The organism is Synechococcus sp. R3-13 (assembly GCF_047462195.1).
Lineage (GTDB): Bacteria > Cyanobacteriota > Cyanobacteriia > Thermostichales > Thermostichaceae > Thermostichus.
In genome coordinates, this window is the sequence record NZ_JANSIO010000122.1 from 1 (window position 1) to 18332 (window position 18332).

Genomic DNA, 18332 nt, shown 5'->3' on the forward strand with positions numbered 1-18332 from the left:
AGGTGATGCTGACCTTCGGGCTAGGGATCCTCACCCTGCTGCGGGTTAGCGTGTTGCTGGTTTTTGCCACGGTGATCTGGACTCCCATTGGGGTGGCCATTGGCTTTAATCCAAAACTGGCGAAACTGCTGCAGCCGGTGGTGCAATTCCTGGCAGCTTTCCCGGCCAATTTCCTTTTTCCCTTTGCCACGTTGTTTTTTATCCGCGCCCAGATCAGCATTGAGTGGGGCAGCATTTTGCTCATGTCGTTGGGGGCACAGTGGTACATCCTTTTCAACTCCATTGCCGGCGCCCAGAGCATCCCCACGGACTTGCGAGAAATGGCTGTGGATGTGGGCTTACGAGGATGGCAGCGCTGGCGAAAGCTGATCATTCCAGGGATCTTTTCCGCCTGGGTCACCGGGGGAGTCACGGCCAGCGGCGGCGCTTGGAACGCCAGCATTGTCTCGGAGATTGTGGCCTGGGGATCCACCACCCTGACGGCTACGGGGTTGGGCACCTACATTGCTGAGGCAACGGCGGTGGGAGACTGGCCCCGCATTACCTTGGGCATTGGCATGATGAGCTTGTTTGTGGTGGGCATTAACCGTCTGTTCTGGCGACGGCTGTATCAGTTGGCGGAAGAAAAGTATCACCTTTAGTCTTTTCAATTTCTGAGGCAATATGAGCTCTGCAGCTTCCCCCGTTTTGATCGAGGTCGAGAAAGTCTACAAGCGCTTTCCTTTGCCAGAGGGCAAGGGGGAGTTTACCGTTTTAAGCCAGATTGACCTGCAGGTGCGGGCTGGGGAAGTCTTGGCTCTGCTGGGCCGTAGCGGCAGCGGCAAAAGCACCCTTCTGCGCATCATGGCGGGCCTGATCCCCCCCAGTCAAGGGCGGGTGCTGAGCAACGGCCAGCCTCTACGTGGGCCTAACCCAGATGTGGCGATGGTGTTTCAAAGTTTTGCCCTTCTGCCTTGGCTGACGGTGCAAGAAAATGTGGAGCTGGGGCTGCAAGCCCGAGGGATCCCCCGCGAGATCCGCCGGCAAAAGGCCCTGAAGGCCATTGACTTGGTGGGCTTGGATGGGTTTGAGAACGCTTACCCCAAGGAGCTTTCGGGGGGGATGAAGCAGCGGGTGGGCTTTGCCCGCGCCTTTGTCCTAGAGCCCAAGGTGCTGTTTATGGATGAGCCTTTTAGCGCTTTGGACGTGCTGACGGCGGAAAACCTGCGGGGGGAAATTGATGAGCTGTGGAATGCGCAAGCCTTCCCTTCCCAAAGCATCCTCATCGTTACCCACAACATCGAAGAGGCGGTGTTTTTAGCGGATCGGGTGGTGATTCTGGGATCCAACCCGGGGCGGATCCGGGGGGAGGTGAGAATAGATCTGCCGCGGCCTCACGAGCGCACGGATCCCCGCTTTAAGTCCTTGGTGGACTACATCTACGAGATCATGACCAACCCCGAAATTGCTGTTACCGGAGAGGTGGCTCTGCCTGCGCTGGCTGGTGATAAGGCCACTTCCCCCTATGCCCTGCCTCTGCCCCATGCGCGGGTGGGCGGGATCAGCGGTCTGCTGGAGTTGATCGTGGAGTGGCCGCAAGGGCGGGCGGAGATTGCCGATTTGGCCGAGCGGCTGCAACTGGCCGTGGACGATCTGCTGCCGATTTTGGATGCGGCGGTGCTGTTGGGCTTTGCCGAGGTGGCCAGCGGGGTGGTGCAACTGACCGAAATTGGCCAGGACTTTGCCAACACCACCATCCTGCGCAGCAAGGATCTCTTCCGACAACAGCTATTGGCACGGGTGCCCGTGTTCCGCAGCATCTTGCAGACCCTGGAAGAAAAAGGCAGCCGCTCCATGCGAGCGGACTTCTTCTTGGATCTTTGGGACGAACACTTCCCCCACGCTGAAGCCGAACGGCAGTTTGCCACCGCCATTGACTGGGGACGCTATGCAGAGCTGTTTGAGTACGACGCCTCGGAAGAACGTCTCTATCTGCCCGAGCCAAGCGAGAGCTCCACTGCTCAAAAGCCTGTCGGTCTCAACTCTCGTTCCGACTGAAGCGCATCTGGCTCTGCCTTTTTCAAAGCTGCATCGTAAGGCAGAGGTATTATGCCAATTCCAGGAAGTCCCAAAATCTACCACATTACTCATGTGTGCAACTTGCAAGGGATTGTAACCACTGGTGGGCTACTCTCTGACGCGGCAATACTTCAACAAGGGGGGCCGACGCAAGCCATTGGCATGTCCAAAATCAAGCGACGTCGAATCGAGGAGCTGGAAGTTTCATGCCACCCTGGCACAAAAGTCGGCGACTATGTTCCTTTTTACTTTTGCCCCCGCTCGATCATGCTTTATGTCATCCACTGCGCAAACCATCCCGAATTGACCTATCGCGGTGGGCAGACTCCGATCGTACATCTCGAAGCAGACCTGTATCGGGTCATCGCCTGGGCTGATCACAATGGGGTTCGGTGGGCTTTCTCCCTCTCCAACGCGGGTGCACGCTACGCCGAGTTCCGCTCACAACCCGACTGTCTTGGCGAGCTGGACTGGAATGCCATCGCTGCCAGGGATTTCCGCGACCCAGATATCAAAGAGCGCAAACAAGCAGAATTTCTTGTCCACCGCTATTTCCCCCTTGATCTCGTTGAAAGGATCGGGGTGTGCCAGGCCAGCGTAAAAGACAGAGTCAACCGAGCATTGACGGGGAGTAAGTATAACCCTGCAGTTGAAGTCCATGTCGATTGGTATTTTTAGCGGAGGGAGGCCATGGCCCTTGAGTACTGTATCGGAGATATCTTGGAAGCGGATGCGGAGGCGCTGGTCAATTCCGTTAACTGCGTTGGCGCCATGGGCCGTGGCATTGCCCTGCAGTTTAAGAAGGCCTGGCCTGGGAACTTCAAGGCCTATGCCGCAGCCTGCCGGCGGGGGGAAGTCCAGCCCGGTAAACTATTGGTTTTCGAGACGGGAAAGCTGACTAATCCTCGCTATATCATCAATTTTCCCACCAAGCGCCACTGGCGGGGGAAGTCGAGGATTGAGGACATCGAGGCCGGTCTACAGTCCCTTGTGGAAGAGATCAGGCGTCTTGGCCTACATTCGGTTGCTCTGCCACCCCTGGGTTGTGGCCTCGGTGGTCTCAGTTGGCCGGATGTTCGCTCCCGCATCGAGTGGGCGCTGGCAACGCTCCCAGATGTGCGCATTCTTGTTTTTGAGCCGACTGAGGTTCAGCCTTTGCCGAAGAGCATGCGCCGTGGGCAGGTTCCTACTCTAACTCCGGGAAGAGCGGTGCTGGTGGGCCTTATGGAGCGCTATGTAAACGGTCTACTTGTTCCGTTTGTCTCTTTGCTTGAGCTGCACAAGCTGATGTACTTCCTGCAGGAAGCCGGGGAGCCGCTTCGCCTGCGATTTACAAAGGGCGTTTATGGCCCCTACGCTGAGAACCTGCGGCATGTTCTTAAGGAAATCGAGGGTTACTACATCTCTGGGTACGGATCGGGGAGTGACCGACCAGACAAGAAGCTGGAGCTGGTGCCTGGCGCCATCGAGGAGGCCCACAGCTATCTCGCCGATCAGCCAGAGACGAGAGAACGCTTTGAGCGTGTCAGCGACCTCGTGGAGGGCTTTGAGTCGCCCTATGGTCTAGAATTGCTGGCTACTGTCCACTGGATCGTGACTCGTGGGCACCCTTCTACGACGGCAGAGTTGGTGGAAAGCTTCTACGCCTGGGGAGATAGAAAACAACAATTCAGTAGCAAACAGATCCTGCTTGCCGCTCGAGTTTTGGCAGAGAAGGGGTGGTTCAAGGCACTTCCAACAGAGCCGCTTGCGGCCAGCCGAAGCCAGTTCGAAACACGGCCCTAGCGCTCTGCACTACTTCCGGTCTGGAACCTGCGAACACGACTACCCCTTGCCTGCAGCAAGTACCTACTCATAAATCCAGCTTTGGGCGACCGGCGTCCAGCTCACCAATTCCGACTCATCGAACCAAAGAGCGATCTCCCGCTGTGCGGTTTCAACTCCATCGGAGCCGTGAATGAGGTTGCGGCCAATATCGATGCCAAAATCGCCGCGAATGGTGCCCGGTTCTGCCTCCAGGGGGTTGGTCTTGCCGATCAGCTTGCGGGCGGCTGCCACCACTCCTTTGCCTTCCCAAACCATGGCCACCACCGGCCCAGAGGTGATGAACTGAACCAAACCGGGGAAGAAGGGGCGCTCTTTGTGCTCGGCATAGTGGGCTTCCGCCAGCTCTTGGCTCACTTGCACCAGCTTCAGGCCCACCAATTGGTAGCCCCGGCTTTCCAGGCGCTGGATGATGGTGCCCACCAGCCCCCGCTGCACGCCGTCTGGCTTGATGGCAATAAAGGTGCGCTCCATGGGATCTCCCCTCGTTTTACAGATCTTCACCGCTATCCTTGTACCGGATCGGGGATCCCGAGCGCAAGGGAGCAAAATTAGCGCTTTTTACGCGCCCACCACTGCCAAGGTCAGGAAGGCAGCCCCCACCACTGTAATCGCCCAGCCGGCCCAGCGAGTTAAGCCAGGGATCCGCAACCCCCAGCGTTCTGCTGCCCAAAGGGCCAGGAGAGCTACCCCATACTGGACGGTGCTCAACCCCAGTAGATATCCCACCCAAGGCATGGGTTGGGCGCCGATAATGGTTTCGGCGTAGGCATAGCCATGGAATAGCCCCGCCAGGGATCCCCCTATTAGCAAGAGCCAACTTGGGATCTGCCGCGGTTGCACCAGCAGCAAGCCGAAGAGAACCACGGAAGAGGCAATGGCCAGCTCCGTCAGTCCCAGGGGATCCCAGCCGGCCAGGTGGATCCCAGTGCCCACCAGACCCGCTAGCACAAAGCCCAAAGGGATCCCATAGCGCCAGGGCTGCCCCGCCGCCACAAGACCGATGGCCACGACGAAGGCCAGGTGATCCAAGCCAATGACAGGGTGAGCCAGCCCGGAGAGAAATCCCTCCCAGGCTGTTGCAGGCAGTTTCCCTCCCAGGGCGTGGTGGGCAAAAGCCGGCGAAAAAAACCCCGTAACTGCCAGTGCACCCCCAGCAGCGGCAAAGCCGGGGATCCCTTCCTTCCGCCACCGCCCAAGCGGCGATGGGACTTGCTGCCACAGCCAAGACATGCTTTTGGACCTCCCTGAGTTCTCTCAATAGCTGCCCAGATCTCCCAGTCTAGGGGCGCTCTCTGTACCCTTGCAGATTTTCCGGCTCAAACTGGCGCAAAATCCGCGTGGCTTCGCGGAGGCGGGTTTCGTTCTCTTCTTCCACAATGAGCACGTACTTGCCCGCAGCGAGGCGGTTGCGGTAAGCCAAAGCATCGCCGGAGCCACCAGACAAGCCCACTCCGCCGCCGACGAAAAAGCTGCCCATGGCCCCGCCCATCGCGCCCAATAGGCCGCCGATCAGGTGGTTGCCTATAGGTCCCGCCCAGGCAAAGGTATCCAAACCACTCAAAACGCTGAACCCCACCCCGGCCAAAAAGCCAAAGGGCACCAACCAAATGGCCAGGCGCCGCATCTGACGGCGGGCCGCTTGGGCCGGGTCAATCAGCCCAAACTCGTCGGCACTCTTGTAGCCCCGCCCCAGCAGATGCAATCGCTCCAGGGAAAAGCCGGCTTGTTCCAGGGCGCTGTAGGCCGCCTCAGCGGCTATGCGATCCGGCAGTACCGCGATTAAATAGCTCATGGACCCGAGGATCCAATCCGTTCCACATCTTATTGTCTGCCAAGTTTGGGCGAGGATCCCTGTGACCCAGTCTGGCTCCACTAGCGCTCCATCTACTAGCCTCTACCAGCGCTTTTACGAAGTGGTGCGGCGGATCCCGCCGGGCCGAGTGGCCACCTATGGGCAGGTGGCGCGGGTTGCCGGTTACCCCGGCTATGCTCGCCAGGTGGGCTATGCTTTGTTTCGCCTGCAAGGCCAAAACACCGACATCCCTTGGCACCGGGTGATCAACGCCCAGGGCTGCATTTCCTACTCCCCTTTTCGCCTGGGCTACGACGACCTGCAGAAAGCGCTGCTGCAAGCCGAAGGGATCCACTTCGACGCCGAGGGCCAGGTGGACTTGCAACAATTTGGCTGGGATCCAGGGGAAGTTTAACCTAGGCTTGACCTAACCTTGAACAGGTCATAGCGAAACCCCAATCCCAGCCTTGGTGAACGCGGATGCGTCCTCTCTTGCGGATGGAGTGAAGGAATTGTCATGAAACCAGCTTGCCGTGCTCGAGGGTCTGCCCCTGCCAAGAGATGGCTCCCGGATTGGCTGAACCCTCTGGCCAGGTCCCTGTGGGTCGGGTTGTGGTGTTTGGTGCTGAGCCTGGCCAGCGCCTGCGGTAGCAGCAGCTCGGTTCCCCCAACCGGCGGAGGGGCTGGGTTTATCGCCTCGGATCCCAATGTGGCTCTCTCGACTCAGCCGCCCGCTTTTACCCTGCAAATCCTACATGCCAGCGACTTGGAAGCCTCGATCGCTGCCGTACAAGATGCGCCGCGCTTCTCGGCGGTGGTGAATGCTCTGCGCCCCCAATTTCCCAACACGGTGGTGCTCTCCAGTGGGGACAACTATATCCCCAGCCCCTTCTACAACGCCAGCACGGATCGGTCTCTGCAAGGCCGTTACAACCTCACCCCTGGCAAAGCCGATATCGAGATCATCAACGCCATTGGCTTTGAGGCGGCTGCCTTCGGCAACCACGAGTTCGACCAAGGCACGCGCCAAATTCGCGACCTCATCCGGCCCGACACTGGCCGCGGCTACGCTGGGGCTCGTTTTCCCTATCTGAGCGCCAACCTCAGCTTCAGCGGCACCGGGGAATTGGCCAGCGCTGACTTTGCCGCCGATGGCCAAGAGGCCAGCTCTATCCGCGGCAAGATCGCCAAGACGGCGGTGATCACGGTAGGAGGGCAGCGGATCGGTCTGGTGGGAGCCACCACCACCCGTTTGGCGGCCATCTCTAGCCCCGGCCCCGAGGTGAGGGTAGAAGGCAGGGTGGACGATACTGACCAGGTGAGTGCCGCTCTAATCCAGGGCTTCGTCGATCAACTCACCGCTCAGGGCATCAACAAAATTATCCTCCTAGCCCATCTGCAACAGTTGCAAAACGAGGTAGCCCTGGCCAGCCAATTGCGAAATGTGGACATCATCATTGCCGGCGGATCCCACCAGGTGATCGCCAAGCCCACCGATCGCCTGCGCACTGATTTGCCCGATACCCGCAGGGGTGACTACCCCATCTTGCGCTCCTCCGCCAGTGGTCAACCGGTGGCGGTGGTCAACACCGGCTCCAACTATCGCTACGTGGGCCGCCTGGTGGTCAGCTTTGACGCCAACGGGGTTATTGCCCGCATTGACCCGGTGAGCGGTGCCTATGCCACCGACGACCAAGGGGTAGCAGCTGTCAGGGGCACCCCCAATCCTGACGTGGTTCGGGTGGCCAATGAGATCGGCAACATCATCCGCACCAAGGATGGCCGCACCTTTGGCTCCACCACTCAATTTCTCAACGGCCTGCGGGCAGAGGTGCGCACCGAGGAAACCAACCTGGGCAACCTCACCGCCGATGCCAACTTGGCCTACGCCAGAACGGTCGATCCTTCTACGGTTATCTCCCTGAAAAATGGCGGTGGCATTCGCGCTCCCATTGGGGCTACCACCGGCGGCGGCGGCGGTGAGCCGGTGCAGCGGATCCCACCGGTGGCTAACCCTGAAGCCGGCAAGCAGTCCGGTCAAATCTCTCAGCTGGACATCGAAACGGCCCTTGCTTTTAACAACGGCCTCTCTCTGTTGACCGTCACCGCTGAGGAACTGAAGCAGATAGTGGAACACGGGGTGGCGCAAACCCAGCCGGGAGCTACGCCGGGCCGCTTCCCGCAAATTGGCGGCTTTGCCTTTAGCTTTGATCCCTCGCGGCCACCGGGATCCCGCGTCCTCTCCTTGCGGGTGGATACGCCCACAGGTCGGGATGTGGTGGTGCGCAACGGCCAAGTGCAAGGGGATCCCAGACGCACCTTCCGCCTGGTGACCCTGGACTTCTTGGCCAATGGTGGGGATGACTATCCCTTCCCTCGCCTGTCCAACCCCAACCGGGTCAACTTGGCCCCCAGCTCTGGCATTACCTTCGACACCCCCGGCAGCGAGCAAGATGCCTTGGCTCGGTATTTGCGGCAGATCGGCGTGTTCACCCAAGCAGACACCCCGCCTGCCCAGGATACCCGCATCCAGAATCTGTCGGCCCGCCCCGATACGGTGCTGCAAGGGCTGTAGATTGGGTTAATGGACTGAGGCGGATGGATCCGGAGGAGTAGGGATTCCGATGCCAGACTCACTTCTTGCAAAAGGGGAGAGTGGCTTGGGTTAATTCCCTCAGCAACGCCATAGAAAATGTCTTGAGCTTTTTAGGAAAGACTACAGGAAGGGATCCCTGGCCAGCGTCAAGGATCCCTTTTCTTTTTCCTACTCCTATCCCTGCTGGTGTTACTTGGCAACGTTTACCGGGGTGCCCAGGCGGGCTGTAAACCTTGCGGGCATTGCCCACAATAGGTGGATTTGTATACGGATTGAATTGCTTCCTCAAGGAGGAATCATTACCATCAAGGGTGACGTTCGCTCCTTTTGCTGTTCATGACTCTGGAGACGTTTTTTACCCAGCTCAACGCCAATGGCTTAGCCATTGCGCTTTTGCTCTTTGCCACCCCTTGGGTGGTTTGGGTTCTCTGCGACTGGATCCCAGGCCAATGGGAGGAGCCTTTTTTGCTCAGCTTAAGTATCGGCTTGGGAGCGGTAACTCTTGTCCTCTGGGCGGGCTACTTGGCCTATGCCACCAACACCGCCGGCTGGCAGGCGGTGGTGAAGCAGGCGGATATGTTCTTGCTGCTGGTGCCTCCCTGGACTTTTCTTAGCTCCATCTGGGTGGCGCGGCAGCGCATGCCTCTCTCGCGGGTGCCGGCTTTTCGCACCTTGCAAGGGATCGGCATTTTGGCGGCAGTCTATCTTATTTTTTCTTGGCTCAGTCGCCGGGTTTATCTTGTCTTTTTTTCCTACATGCCCTTTTCGGCTTTCTTGTGGATCCTGGCAGGGCTGTTGGGGGTGGCGTACATCGGCTATCGCATCATCTTCGGGGATCCGCCCAAGTACCCGCCTGAAACCTGAGGGGACGGACAGCAGGGACTAAAATCAAGGGAGACCTTTTGCAACTTGGCAATGGTGACCGTCCCTCTGACTTCAGCCCTGAATATCGACTATCGTCCTCTACAGGAGCTGTTATCGGCGGGAGCCTGGCTGGAGGCGGATCGGCTGAGCCTACAACTGCTATGTCGGGCGGCAGGAGAGGGGGCGGCGCGGCGGGGCTGGCTGTATTTTTCCGAGGTGAGCCGGATCCCGGTCGAGGATCTGCGCACGATCGATCGCCTGTGGCGGGCGGCCTCCGGGGATCGCTTTGGCTACTCGGTGCAGCGGCAACTGTGGCTGGGGGTGAACCGCAACTGGGAGCGCCTTTGGCCCCTCATCGGCTGGAAACAGGGCTACCACTGGACTCGCTACCCCGACGAGTTCATCTGGGATCTCTCCGCCCCCAAGGGCCACCTGCCCCTTTCCAACCAACTGCGGGGGGTGCGGGTTCTGGAGGAGTTGCTCACCCACAAGGCTTGGGAAGAAGTGTCTGGCTGAGCATCCCTGGTTACTGGCTGAATCATAATTGGACTGGACTGTGGCCGAGCAACTGCAACTAACCCAATTTCCCAACTTGCCCATCGACCTGGCCCAGGCCTGTGAGCAGGCCATCCAGGCTACACGGCTGGCTATGCAAGCAGGATATCGCCGCCTGCTCATCGAGATCCTGGCCCCCGACATCAAGCCAGAAGTATTGTCCCGCCCGTTCTTGGAGCTGCTGCAACCGCCTGCTTTGGTGCTATTCAGCGATGCCGGCGGAGCAGCCCTGGCCCAGCGGGAATGGGGATCCCTGCCAGAAGGGATTGAATTACAGAGCTTGACTTCCCGGACTCAACCTACCCCAGAACAGAGCATCCTGCTGGTGATGCCCGCGGTTTACAGCTTGGATCAGGTGGAGCGGGTTTGCCAAGCGGTCAGTGGCGGGGATCCCTCTGGGCTGGCTTCCAAAGGACGGGATCCCAAACCCGTCGTGCTGCTCAACCCCCAATTGCAGGATGCCGCCACCGTGGGGGTGGGTCTGGCCGGTCGCCGTCTGCGCCAGCGGTTTCTGAGCACCTTCGAGACCAGCTACTACCTGCGCTCATTGGTGGAGGGAGCCCTGTTTCGCGCCTATCCGGATCCCTGGAGCGTGTGGCAGCAGGAAGAGCCCGGCCTCTACAGCGTCTTGAAGACTTTTATTGCCCAGCCCACCGGCGAGGAAGTGGCCGAACTGTTCAGGGCCAGCAAGGGAAAGGATCCCTGGTGGAGCTGGCGGCGCTGGCTGGGATCCCTGTGAGGGTCAGGATCTCATGGGGAGAGAGGCCAGGGGTGAGGGTTAGTACTATCTCAAACTCTTTTAATAAAGACTATAAAGCTCCCCGCCTCATCTCTATTTCGGTGATATGATCACACCACGCTAGGAGTGTCTGGGGATCCCCCCCCAGGCTGAGATTACATCCTCAGAACCTGATCTGGTTCATACCAGCGTAGGAAAGCGAGCACTGGAGTTGACAACATGCGCAGCGAATGGGTTGCCCGTCGCCGTGGGCAAGCAAATGTAACGCAGATGCACTTTGCCCGTCAGGGCGTGATTACCGAAGAGATGGAGTATGTGGCCCAGCGGGAAAACCTGCCGCCGGAACTGATCCGCTCGGAAGTGGCCCGGGGTCGCATGATCATCCCTGCCAACATCAATCACACCAACCTCGAGCCGATGTGCATTGGGATCGCTTCCCGCTGTAAAGTTAATGCCAACATCGGCGCTTCCCCCAGTTCCTCAGGATTGGCGGAAGAGTTGGAGAAACTGAAGTTGGCCATCAAATACGGCGCCGATACCGTTATGGATCTGTCCACCGGCGGGGGCGATTTGGATGAAATTCGCACAGCCATTATCCAAGCTTCTCCAGTGCCCATTGGCACGGTGCCCATCTACCAAGCCCTAGAAAGTGTGCACGGCAACGTCGAAAAACTCTCGGCAGAAGATATCTTGCATGTTATCGAAAAGCAGGCCCAGCAAGGGGTGGACTACATGACCATCCATGCCGGGATCCTGATCGAATATCTGCCGTTGGTACGCCACCGCCTGACGGGAATTGTTTCTCGTGGGGGTGGGATCCTGGCCCGTTGGATGTTGGCCCACCACAAACAAAACCCGCTTTATACCCACTTCCGCGACATTATCGAGATTTTCAAGAAATACGATGTTTCTTTTAGTCTGGGAGATTCTTTGCGACCGGGATGCTTGCACGATGCTTCTGATGAAGCACAACTGGCGGAGTTGAAAACCCTGGGCCAGTTGACCCGCATGGCTTGGGAGCACGATGTGCAGGTCATGGTGGAAGGGCCGGGGCACGTGCCGATGGATCAAATTGAATTCAACGTGCGCAAGCAAATGGAAGAGTGCGATGAGGCTCCCTTCTATGTTTTGGGACCTCTGGTAACCGATATTGCGGCAGGCTATGACCACATCAGCTCCGCCATTGGAGCAGCCTTAGCCGGTTGGTACGGGGCAGCCATGCTTTGCTATGTCACCCCCAAAGAGCACCTGGGTTTGCCCAATGCAGAGGACGTGCGCAACGGCTTAATTGCCTATAAAATTGCCGCCCATGCTGCCGATATTGCCCGTCATCGCCCCGGTGCCAGGGATCGGGATGATGAGATGTCGAGGGCTCGCTATAACTTCGACTGGAACCGGCAGTTTGAATTGTCTTTGGATCCAGAACGCGCCAGAGAATATCACGACGAAACCTTGCCGGCAGATATCTACAAAACGGCAGAGTTTTGCTCTATGTGTGGGCCAAAGTTTTGCCCTATGCAAACCAAGATGGATGCAGAGGCTTTGAGCGAGCTGGAGCGGTTCTTGGCCGCGCAGCCAACAGGATAAGTCTTGGTTCATCCCCAATCCAATGGGTTGAAACCATCTTCTGTCCTGCCTATGGACTGGATTGGGATCCCAGCCTCAAGCTGTCAAAAAGTTGGGTCTAAAGTTCTGTCCTACCGCAGGGATCCCTGCCCTTTGCGGCGGGGAGTGTGTCAAGCTGATCTGTAGAAGAACCATTGCAGTTGGCTCACTTGAGCACAGAGGATGACATGGCACTTAGACAACTCGGGCATGTCGCCATCCGGGTAGAGGACATTCCCAAGGCGGTGGAGTTCTACCAAAGGCTGGGCATGGTTAACGTCTGGCAGGATCCCGACTGGGCCTACATGAAGGCAGGAGAGGATGGGCTGGCACTGCTGGGGCCGGGCTATCGCGCAGCAGGGCCTCACTTTGGCTTTGTCTTCGACAGCATAGAGGAGCTCCAGCAAGAACACCAACGCCTGAAATCCCAAGGGATCCCGGTAGGGGCCATTCACACCCACAGGGATGGCACGGCCTCTTTCTACGGCAAGGATCCCGACGGCAACCTGTTTGAGTTTTTGTATGAACCTGCGGGAACCTTCGACCAAGCCAAGGCAGCCCAAGCCACAGCTTGACTTAGCACCTTGAGGGCGCTCCCCCAAGTACTCTCAGTTTGTCCAACGCAAAGGGATCCTCTTGTACACAGGGGATCCCCTTTTTGACCGGCTTTAGGAATACCCCTTGCCCAATTTGAATCGGCAGGAGCTGCCCACTCAGTCACCAGATCTGCTGGAGGTTTGCACGTACAAAATCACCAGGAAGATGGCGGGCACCAGAACGACTAAGAGAGTGGCCAAGATGCCCAGGTAGTTCGTCTCCATAACTCACAAATGCCACAAGCCCAACTGGCAGTCAGCATACCACTCTGAGGTGCGACTTGCCCAAAGGGAAAACGGGCGGGCCAAGGCTAGGGCTTGGTTTTGACGGAAACATCCCCCAACACCTTGGTCTGGCAAGCAAGGCGGTAGCTGTCGGGCTTGCGCTTGAGCTTGCGGTTTTCTGCCTCGGTGCGAGGGGAGAGATGCTCGGATCCCTCGACAATCTCCACCACACAGGTGCCACATTGGCCGTTGCCGCCGCAGTTGAGCAGCTTGGCCATCATTTTGTAGAGATCGATCTGGTTTTCCAGAGCCTTCAAGCGCAAGTTAGCGCCTTCAGCGACGAAGATCTCTCGGTTCTCGTTGACGAAGCGAATCGTTGCCATACCCCTGCCAGAAACCACGACACCTTTCAGCCTGAGCCAGGAGAGCGCTCACAGTTGCTAAGTATTGTAACATTTTAAGTCATATTTTTAATCTCCGGCGAGAGATCTGGGATGATGATGCCTAAAGTGAGACGGCATCCTGCCTGAAGCCACTCAGGTCGGTAGCGTTTCGTTATACTGTTTGATGCCCGCGATGGAAATTCTGAGAGCGATATCCTAGTTGGGTGCGCTCAGGGGTTCAAGCGGGTGCGGTACCCCCCGACTCTGAAGAGACTGCTCGGGTCAGGATCCCAGGTAAGATGTCGGCTTAATTGTTTGACTGGATATCGCGTAAGTGTTGGAGAACGTGGAGGACCGAGCTTTATGGGACTACCGTGGTATCGGGTCCATACGGTTGTACTGAATGACCCAGGTCGCCTGATCGCGGTTCACCTGATGCATACCGCTCTGGTAGCAGGTTGGGCCGGGTCGATGGCGCTCTATGAAACGGCCATTTTCGATCCGTCGGATCCTGTCCTGAATCCGATGTGGCGTCAGGGCATGTTTGTCATGCCATTTATGGTTCGCCTGGGGGTGGTCAACTCCTGGGGCGGTTGGAATATCTACGGCGAGAGCGTTGCCAATGCGGGCTTCTGGACGTTTGAAGGGGTAGCCACTGCCCATATCGTTTTGTCCGGCTTGCTCTTCTTGGCTGCCTGCTGGCACTGGGTGTACTGGGATCTGGAGCTGTTCCGGGATCCCCGCACCGGCGAGCCGGCTTTGGATCTGCCGAAAATATTTGGGATCCACCTGCTGTTGGCCGGGATCCTCTGCTTTGGGTTTGGCGCCTTTCACCTGACGGGGGTGTTTGGCCCGGGGATGTGGGTGAGCGATCCCTATGCGACGACGGGGCACGTCCAGCCGGTGGCGCCGGAATGGGGGCCAGCCGGTTTTAACCCCTACAACGCCGGAGGGGTGGTGGCCCACCACATTGCTGCCGGCATTGTGGGCATTATTGCAGGTCTATTTCACATCACGGTACGCCCACCCCAGCGCCTCTATCGCGCTCTGCGAATGGGGAACATCGAGACGGTGCTTTCCAGCTCGATTGCGGCGGTGTTTTTTGCCGGTTTTGTGGTGGCCGGAACCATGTGGTACGGCAGCGCCACTACCCCTGTGGAGCTGTTTGGTCCCACCCGCTACCAATGGGATTCTGGCTATTTCAACCAGGAGATTAACCGCCGGGTAAATGCGGCTATGGAAGCCGGGATGACCCGCAGCGAGGCCTACAACTCCCTGCCCAAATCTTTGCTCTTCTACGACTACGTGGGCAACAGCCCGGCCAAGGGGGGACTGTTCCGAGCTGGCCCCATGAACAAAGGGGATGGCATTGCCATCGAGTGGCTGGGCTACCCGGTGTTCCGTGACCGCGAAGGGCGGGAGCTGACGGTGCAGCGGATGCCCAATTTCTTCGAGACCTTCCCGGTTATTCTGCGGGATGCCGATGGCGTGGTGCGGGCAGACATTCCTTTCCGTCGGGCGGAGTCGCGCTACAGCTTTGAGCAGGTGGGGGTGACGGTGGAATTTTACGGCGGCAAGCTGGACGGCCAGGTGTTTACCGACCCGGCAACGGTTAAGAAGTATGCCCGCCAGGCCCAGTTGGGTCAGTTGTTTGAGTTCGACCGAGAAACCCCCAAGGCGGACGGCACCTTCCACACCAGCCCCCGCGGTTGGTTTACCTTTGCTCACGCCGTCTTTGCCCTGCTGTTCTTCTTCGGCCACATCTGGCACGGCGCTCGCACTCTCTTCCGCGATGTGTTCGCCGGTATTGACCCCAATATGAGCGAGGAAATGGTGGAGTTCGGCGTCTTCCAGAAAGTAGGGGATCCCACCACTCGCAAGGTTCAGGAAGCCTAGAGCCCTTTTCGGCGATGCCGTCGGCACTCTGCTTCACTTTGGAGATGGGGTGCTGGCGGCTCTGAGTTAATCTGGAATCAAGCCCCCCTTAGCAATCCTTAGCAATTCTGACTTGGAGGTTTCGTATGGAAGCCATCACCTACACCTTTATCCTGTTTTTGACGTTGGGCCTTCTGTTTTTCGCGGTCGCCTTTCGGGAAACTCCGAGAATTACCAAGAAGTAACCTAGGGTAATGGCTGCCGTTCCTGCCGCGTCGGGCTCAAGCAAAGCAGAGGGAAAGTCAATCTCCTTTGATGCCTGTGGTTTAGGTTTACTTCTGGATAAGGCCGGAGCTCCCTCCGGCTTTCTTGTTTGTGGCCGGATAGGGGCAACTGGGAGTGGAGTGATTCCAAAATAGTCAAGCAGTGGCCACCCGAGGATCCTTTGGGAGAGGAGCGGGGAGAGTTCTCAGCCCTGTTGAGACCATTCTTGTTAGCCTTCAGTATTCTGTAGGAGAAGGCTTGCCCTACTGTCCAAATTGAACTGGCTGAGAATGCCTTAGGATGGCTTTTGGGATCCCAGAGACAGCTTAGCTTGGGTTCAGATTCAAGATTGGGTTAACGATGGCAACAGTGCTGCTGGTGGAAGATGATCCGATCAACGCCCGTGTTTTTGAGAAGGTGTTGCGACGGCGGGGAGGTTTTGAGGTCTTTCACAGCCAGGATGTGGAGCAGATTTTGAAGCTGGCCCAGGGGCACGAGGTGGATGTCATTTTGTTGGATGTTTCCCTGTCCCAGAGCACCTTTCGCGGCGAGGCGGTGGACGGGATCCGCATTGCCCAACTGCTGAAGGGGGATCCAAAAAGCCGCTCCATCCCCATTATTTTGGTGACGGCCCACGCCATGCGGGGCGACCGCGAGGCATTCTTGGCCCAGAGCGGGGCGGATGGTTATATCGCCAAGCCAGTGGTGGATCACGAGGAGATGGTGAATCAAGTTCGCCAGGTGTTGTCTCAAGGGCCGAGGCAGGAGTGAGCTGTCCCGGAGAAGAATGGAGAAGAAGAATTAGGCGGCGAAGCTGTGCAAAATCGACTGCCAGAAGGGGATCCCATCCTGCCCTGGCAAATCAGGATCTGCTGCCCGCTCGGGGTGGGGCATCAAACCCAAGATCCGACCGCTGGGATCGCAAATGCCGGCAATATTATCCACAGAGCCGTTGGGCGCAACCGGAGCATAGCGAAGGACGATCTGCCCTTGATCCTGCAATTGCTTGAGGGTATCCGGGTCGCAGGTATAGCGGCCTTCCCCATGGGCGATGGGCAGGGTTAGGGTGGATCCCTGGGGATACGCGCTTGTCCAGGGAAGATCCTGCCGTTCTATACGGATCCCCACTCGGTCGCAGATAAAGTGCAGGTTGGCATTGCGCACCAGCGCCCCCGGCAGCAGTCCTGCCTCTGTTAAGATCTGAAAGCCATTGCAGATGCCCAGCACATAGCCCCCTCGCGCCGCGTGCTCCTTCAGGGATCCCATCACCGGAGCAAAACGAGCGATGGCCCCACAACGCAAATAATCCCCATAGCTGAAGCCCCCCGGCAGCACCACCACATCCAGCTCCGACAAATCCGTCTCTCGGTGCCAGATCAGCCGCGTTGGGCAGCCCAAGAGGCCGCGGGTTACCCAGGCTACATCTCGGTCGCAGTTGGAACCCGGAAAAACAACAACGCCAAACCTCACGCCAGCCATTGGGATCCCTTAAGTGAGAGGAAAGAAGATGGTCAGATTAGAGGGATGGAAGAGGGGTTGGGGGTATTTTTGGAATGGCCATCAGATCAACCCCAAATCGCGTGAACCCATCAAATTAACCACCGATGGCAGCCACTTGGATTTGATAAGTCTCAATCACCGGGTTGGCCAGCAGTTGATGGCACAGCTCATCCACCTGGCGGTGGGCGGTCTCGGCGTCGGGGGCCTCTAGCTGCAGTTGGATATGCTTGCCAATGCGCACCTGCTGTACCTGGGTATGCCCCAGCTGATGCAAGCTGGACTGAACCGCAGCCCCGGCGGGATCGAGAACAGAGGGGCGTAGGTGAATCTGAATCTGGGCCTGGAACTGCATAGAATAAAGGCTGGATCTGTTACCAGTGTATCAGTCGGATCATCACAGCTTTGGGTTCAGTCATGGATGCGTCGCGCGTGGTGGCCATTGCCCACAACGTTTTCCGGGAAACGATTCGGGATCGGATTCTCTACCTGGTGATGGTATTTGCGGTGGCCATGCTGGGAGCCACTGTTTTGATCCCGCAGGTGGCCAACCAGGCCCACAACAAAATCATTGCCGACCTGGGGTTGGCAGCCATTCACTTCTTCGGCCTGATCGTGGCCATTTTCGTGGGCACAGGGCTGGTGAATAAGGAGATTGAAAGACGCACGGTGTATGTGCTGATCGCCAAACCCATGAGCCGGGCAGAGTTCATTGTCGGCAAGCATCTGGGCCTATCGGCGCTGCTGTCGGTGCTGGTGCTGCTGATGACGGTTGTGTTTCTGCTGAGCTTGCTGCTGGTGCAGGCCCCGATCCCCCTTTTGGCCATTCTCTGGGCAACAGTCTTCACTTTCTTAGAGCTGGTGCTGATTGTTGCCGCAGCCCTGCTGTTCGGGGTTTTCACTTCCTCGATTCTGGCCACCCTCTACACCATTGCCCTGTTCCTGATGGGCCATGCCAGCCGCGCCCTGCTGCAACTGAGCAAGCTGGTGAAAGATGCCGGATTTGGCAAACTGTTTGAGGTGATTTATTTGATCCTGCCGGATTTGGAGCGCCTCAATTTGAGAGATGCTGCGGTTTACGGCCAAGTTCCGCCCCCAGCAGAACTTCTCGGAGATGCACTGTACGGCTTGGTTTACACCCTTTTGCTGCTGATTCTGGCAGTGTTGGTGTTTGCCCGGCGTGAGTTCTGACGTTACCTCTTCCCCCATGCGTTTTTTCCACTTCTATACGCCCGAACAGGTGCCTTCATCTGGGATCCCAGAATGTGCAGTGGCCATTGATGTGCTGCGGGCCACCACCACCATTGCCACAGCGCTGGCAGCAGGAGCAGAAGCGGTACAGGTGTTTGCCCACCTGCAGCAGCTCCAAGAGGCAAGCCAAAACTGGCCGGCTTCCCAGCGGCTTTTGGCCGGGGAACGGGGGGGCAAAGCGGTGGCGGGGTTTGATCTGGGCAAC

Annotated in this window: 23 protein-coding genes and 1 riboswitch; of the genes, 16 read left to right on the plus strand and 7 right to left on the minus strand. The window is 58.0% G+C overall.

Annotated features, from left to right (window positions below):
- From NW856_RS04040 to NW856_RS04055, 4 genes are all read left to right on the plus strand, one after another.
- The coding region (locus NW856_RS04040) for an ABC transporter permease subunit (RefSeq protein WP_414399238.1) at positions 1-641 on the plus strand (641 nt) is incomplete at its 5' end.
- A 22-nt stretch (positions 642-663) separates the two neighbouring features.
- Entirely contained in the window at positions 664-2037 is a 1374-nt protein-coding gene (locus NW856_RS04045) for a nitrate/sulfonate/bicarbonate ABC transporter ATP-binding protein (RefSeq protein ID WP_414331442.1), read from the plus strand.
- A gap of 51 nt (positions 2038-2088) precedes the next feature.
- The gene (locus NW856_RS04050) at positions 2089-2736 is read left to right on the plus strand and encodes a DUF4433 domain-containing protein (RefSeq protein WP_414399239.1); all 648 of its coding nucleotides are present in this window, start codon (positions 2089-2091) and stop codon (positions 2734-2736) included.
- Positions 2737-2748: 12 nt separating this feature from the next.
- A complete protein-coding gene (locus tag NW856_RS04055) occupies positions 2749-3843 on the plus strand; it encodes a macro domain-containing protein (RefSeq protein ID WP_414399241.1) in 1095 nt (364 codons plus the stop codon).
- A gap of 63 nt (positions 3844-3906) precedes the next feature.
- Here NW856_RS04055 and ndk read toward each other — a convergent pair whose 3' ends face one another.
- From ndk to NW856_RS04070, 3 genes are all read right to left on the minus strand, one after another.
- Positions 3907-4356, minus strand: a complete 450-nt coding sequence (gene ndk / locus NW856_RS04060) for a nucleoside-diphosphate kinase (protein WP_414399244.1) — start codon at positions 4354-4356, stop codon at positions 3907-3909.
- Positions 4357-4443: 87 nt separating this feature from the next.
- Positions 4444-5115: a HupE/UreJ family protein gene (locus tag NW856_RS04065; protein WP_414399246.1), complete on the minus strand. Its 672-nt coding sequence runs from the start codon at positions 5113-5115 to the stop codon at positions 4444-4446.
- A 49-nt stretch (positions 5116-5164) separates the two neighbouring features.
- Positions 5165-5677 (minus strand): hypothetical protein, encoded by a 513-nt coding sequence (locus NW856_RS04070; protein ID WP_011431939.1) that lies wholly within the window; start codon positions 5675-5677, stop codon positions 5165-5167.
- 61 nt (positions 5678-5738) lie between these two features.
- Between NW856_RS04070 and NW856_RS04075 the strand changes: the two genes are divergently transcribed.
- The 7 genes from NW856_RS04075 (at position 5739) to NW856_RS04105 (ending at position 12611) form a co-directional block, all read left to right on the plus strand.
- Positions 5739-6092, plus strand: coding sequence for an MGMT family protein (locus NW856_RS04075; RefSeq protein WP_414329999.1), 354 nt, complete (start codon positions 5739-5741; stop codon positions 6090-6092).
- Positions 6093-6299: 207 nt separating this feature from the next.
- A complete protein-coding gene (locus NW856_RS04080; RefSeq protein ID WP_414399253.1) occupies positions 6300-8252 on the plus strand; it encodes a bifunctional metallophosphatase/5'-nucleotidase in 1953 nt (650 codons plus the stop codon).
- 357 nt (positions 8253-8609) lie between these two features.
- On the plus strand, positions 8610-9137 hold the full coding sequence (locus NW856_RS04085; RefSeq protein WP_011431942.1) for a hypothetical protein: 528 nt from the start codon (positions 8610-8612) through the stop codon (positions 9135-9137).
- 51 nt (positions 9138-9188) lie between these two features.
- Positions 9189-9653: a GUN4 domain-containing protein gene (locus NW856_RS04090; protein WP_414330005.1), complete on the plus strand. Its 465-nt coding sequence runs from the start codon at positions 9189-9191 to the stop codon at positions 9651-9653.
- A gap of 28 nt (positions 9654-9681) precedes the next feature.
- Positions 9682-10431 carry a DUF1995 family protein gene (locus tag NW856_RS04095; RefSeq protein ID WP_414399247.1) on the plus strand — a complete coding sequence of 250 codons (750 nt, stop codon included), beginning with the start codon at positions 9682-9684 and terminating at the stop codon, positions 10429-10431.
- Positions 10432-10543: 112 nt separating this feature from the next.
- Positions 10544-10645, plus strand: a riboswitch (TPP riboswitch).
- 5 nt (positions 10646-10650) lie between these two features.
- On the plus strand, positions 10651-12018 hold the full coding sequence (gene thiC, locus NW856_RS04100) for a phosphomethylpyrimidine synthase ThiC (RefSeq protein WP_414399248.1): 1368 nt from the start codon (positions 10651-10653) through the stop codon (positions 12016-12018).
- A gap of 206 nt (positions 12019-12224) precedes the next feature.
- Complete coding sequence (locus NW856_RS04105; protein WP_414399249.1) at positions 12225-12611, plus strand: VOC family protein; 387 nt, start codon at positions 12225-12227, stop codon at positions 12609-12611.
- Between the two features lie 138 nt (positions 12612-12749).
- Here the strand turns inward: NW856_RS04105 and psbM are convergent, their stop codons facing one another.
- The gene (gene psbM / locus NW856_RS04110; RefSeq protein ID WP_071818137.1) at positions 12750-12857 is read right to left on the minus strand and encodes a photosystem II reaction center protein PsbM; all 108 of its coding nucleotides are present in this window, start codon (positions 12855-12857) and stop codon (positions 12750-12752) included.
- A gap of 86 nt (positions 12858-12943) precedes the next feature.
- Positions 12944-13240 carry a 2Fe-2S iron-sulfur cluster-binding protein gene (locus NW856_RS04115; RefSeq protein ID WP_414350488.1) on the minus strand — a complete coding sequence of 99 codons (297 nt, stop codon included), beginning with the start codon at positions 13238-13240 and terminating at the stop codon, positions 12944-12946.
- Positions 13241-13603: 363 nt separating this feature from the next.
- Here NW856_RS04115 and psbB point away from each other — a divergent pair, with 363 nt between their 5' ends.
- From psbB to NW856_RS04130, 3 genes are all read left to right on the plus strand, one after another.
- Complete coding sequence (gene psbB / locus NW856_RS04120) at positions 13604-15136, plus strand: photosystem II chlorophyll-binding protein CP47 (RefSeq protein ID WP_011431948.1); 1533 nt, start codon at positions 13604-13606, stop codon at positions 15134-15136.
- A gap of 125 nt (positions 15137-15261) precedes the next feature.
- Positions 15262-15360 carry a photosystem II reaction center protein T gene (locus NW856_RS04125; RefSeq protein WP_011431949.1) on the plus strand — a complete coding sequence of 33 codons (99 nt, stop codon included), beginning with the start codon at positions 15262-15264 and terminating at the stop codon, positions 15358-15360.
- A gap of 379 nt (positions 15361-15739) precedes the next feature.
- On the plus strand, positions 15740-16150 hold the full coding sequence (locus NW856_RS04130; protein WP_414343594.1) for a response regulator: 411 nt from the start codon (positions 15740-15742) through the stop codon (positions 16148-16150).
- A gap of 30 nt (positions 16151-16180) precedes the next feature.
- Here NW856_RS04130 and purQ read toward each other — a convergent pair whose 3' ends face one another.
- Both purQ and purS read right to left on the minus strand, forming a co-directional pair.
- A complete protein-coding gene (gene purQ / locus NW856_RS04135) occupies positions 16181-16858 on the minus strand; it encodes a phosphoribosylformylglycinamidine synthase subunit PurQ (RefSeq protein WP_414399251.1) in 678 nt (225 codons plus the stop codon).
- 115 nt (positions 16859-16973) lie between these two features.
- A complete protein-coding gene (purS, locus tag NW856_RS04140) occupies positions 16974-17231 on the minus strand; it encodes a phosphoribosylformylglycinamidine synthase subunit PurS (RefSeq protein ID WP_011431952.1) in 258 nt (85 codons plus the stop codon).
- A 62-nt stretch (positions 17232-17293) separates the two neighbouring features.
- On the opposite strand from purS, the gene NW856_RS04145 reads away from it, so the two are divergent.
- Together NW856_RS04145 and NW856_RS04150 are read left to right on the plus strand one after the other, a co-directional pair.
- Positions 17294-18067, plus strand: coding sequence for an ABC transporter permease (locus NW856_RS04145; RefSeq protein WP_011431953.1), 774 nt, complete (start codon positions 17294-17296; stop codon positions 18065-18067).
- Between the two features lie 16 nt (positions 18068-18083).
- Positions 18084-18332 (plus strand): 2-phosphosulfolactate phosphatase (locus NW856_RS04150; protein ID WP_414399255.1); only part of this gene is annotated, 249 nt, incomplete at its 3' end.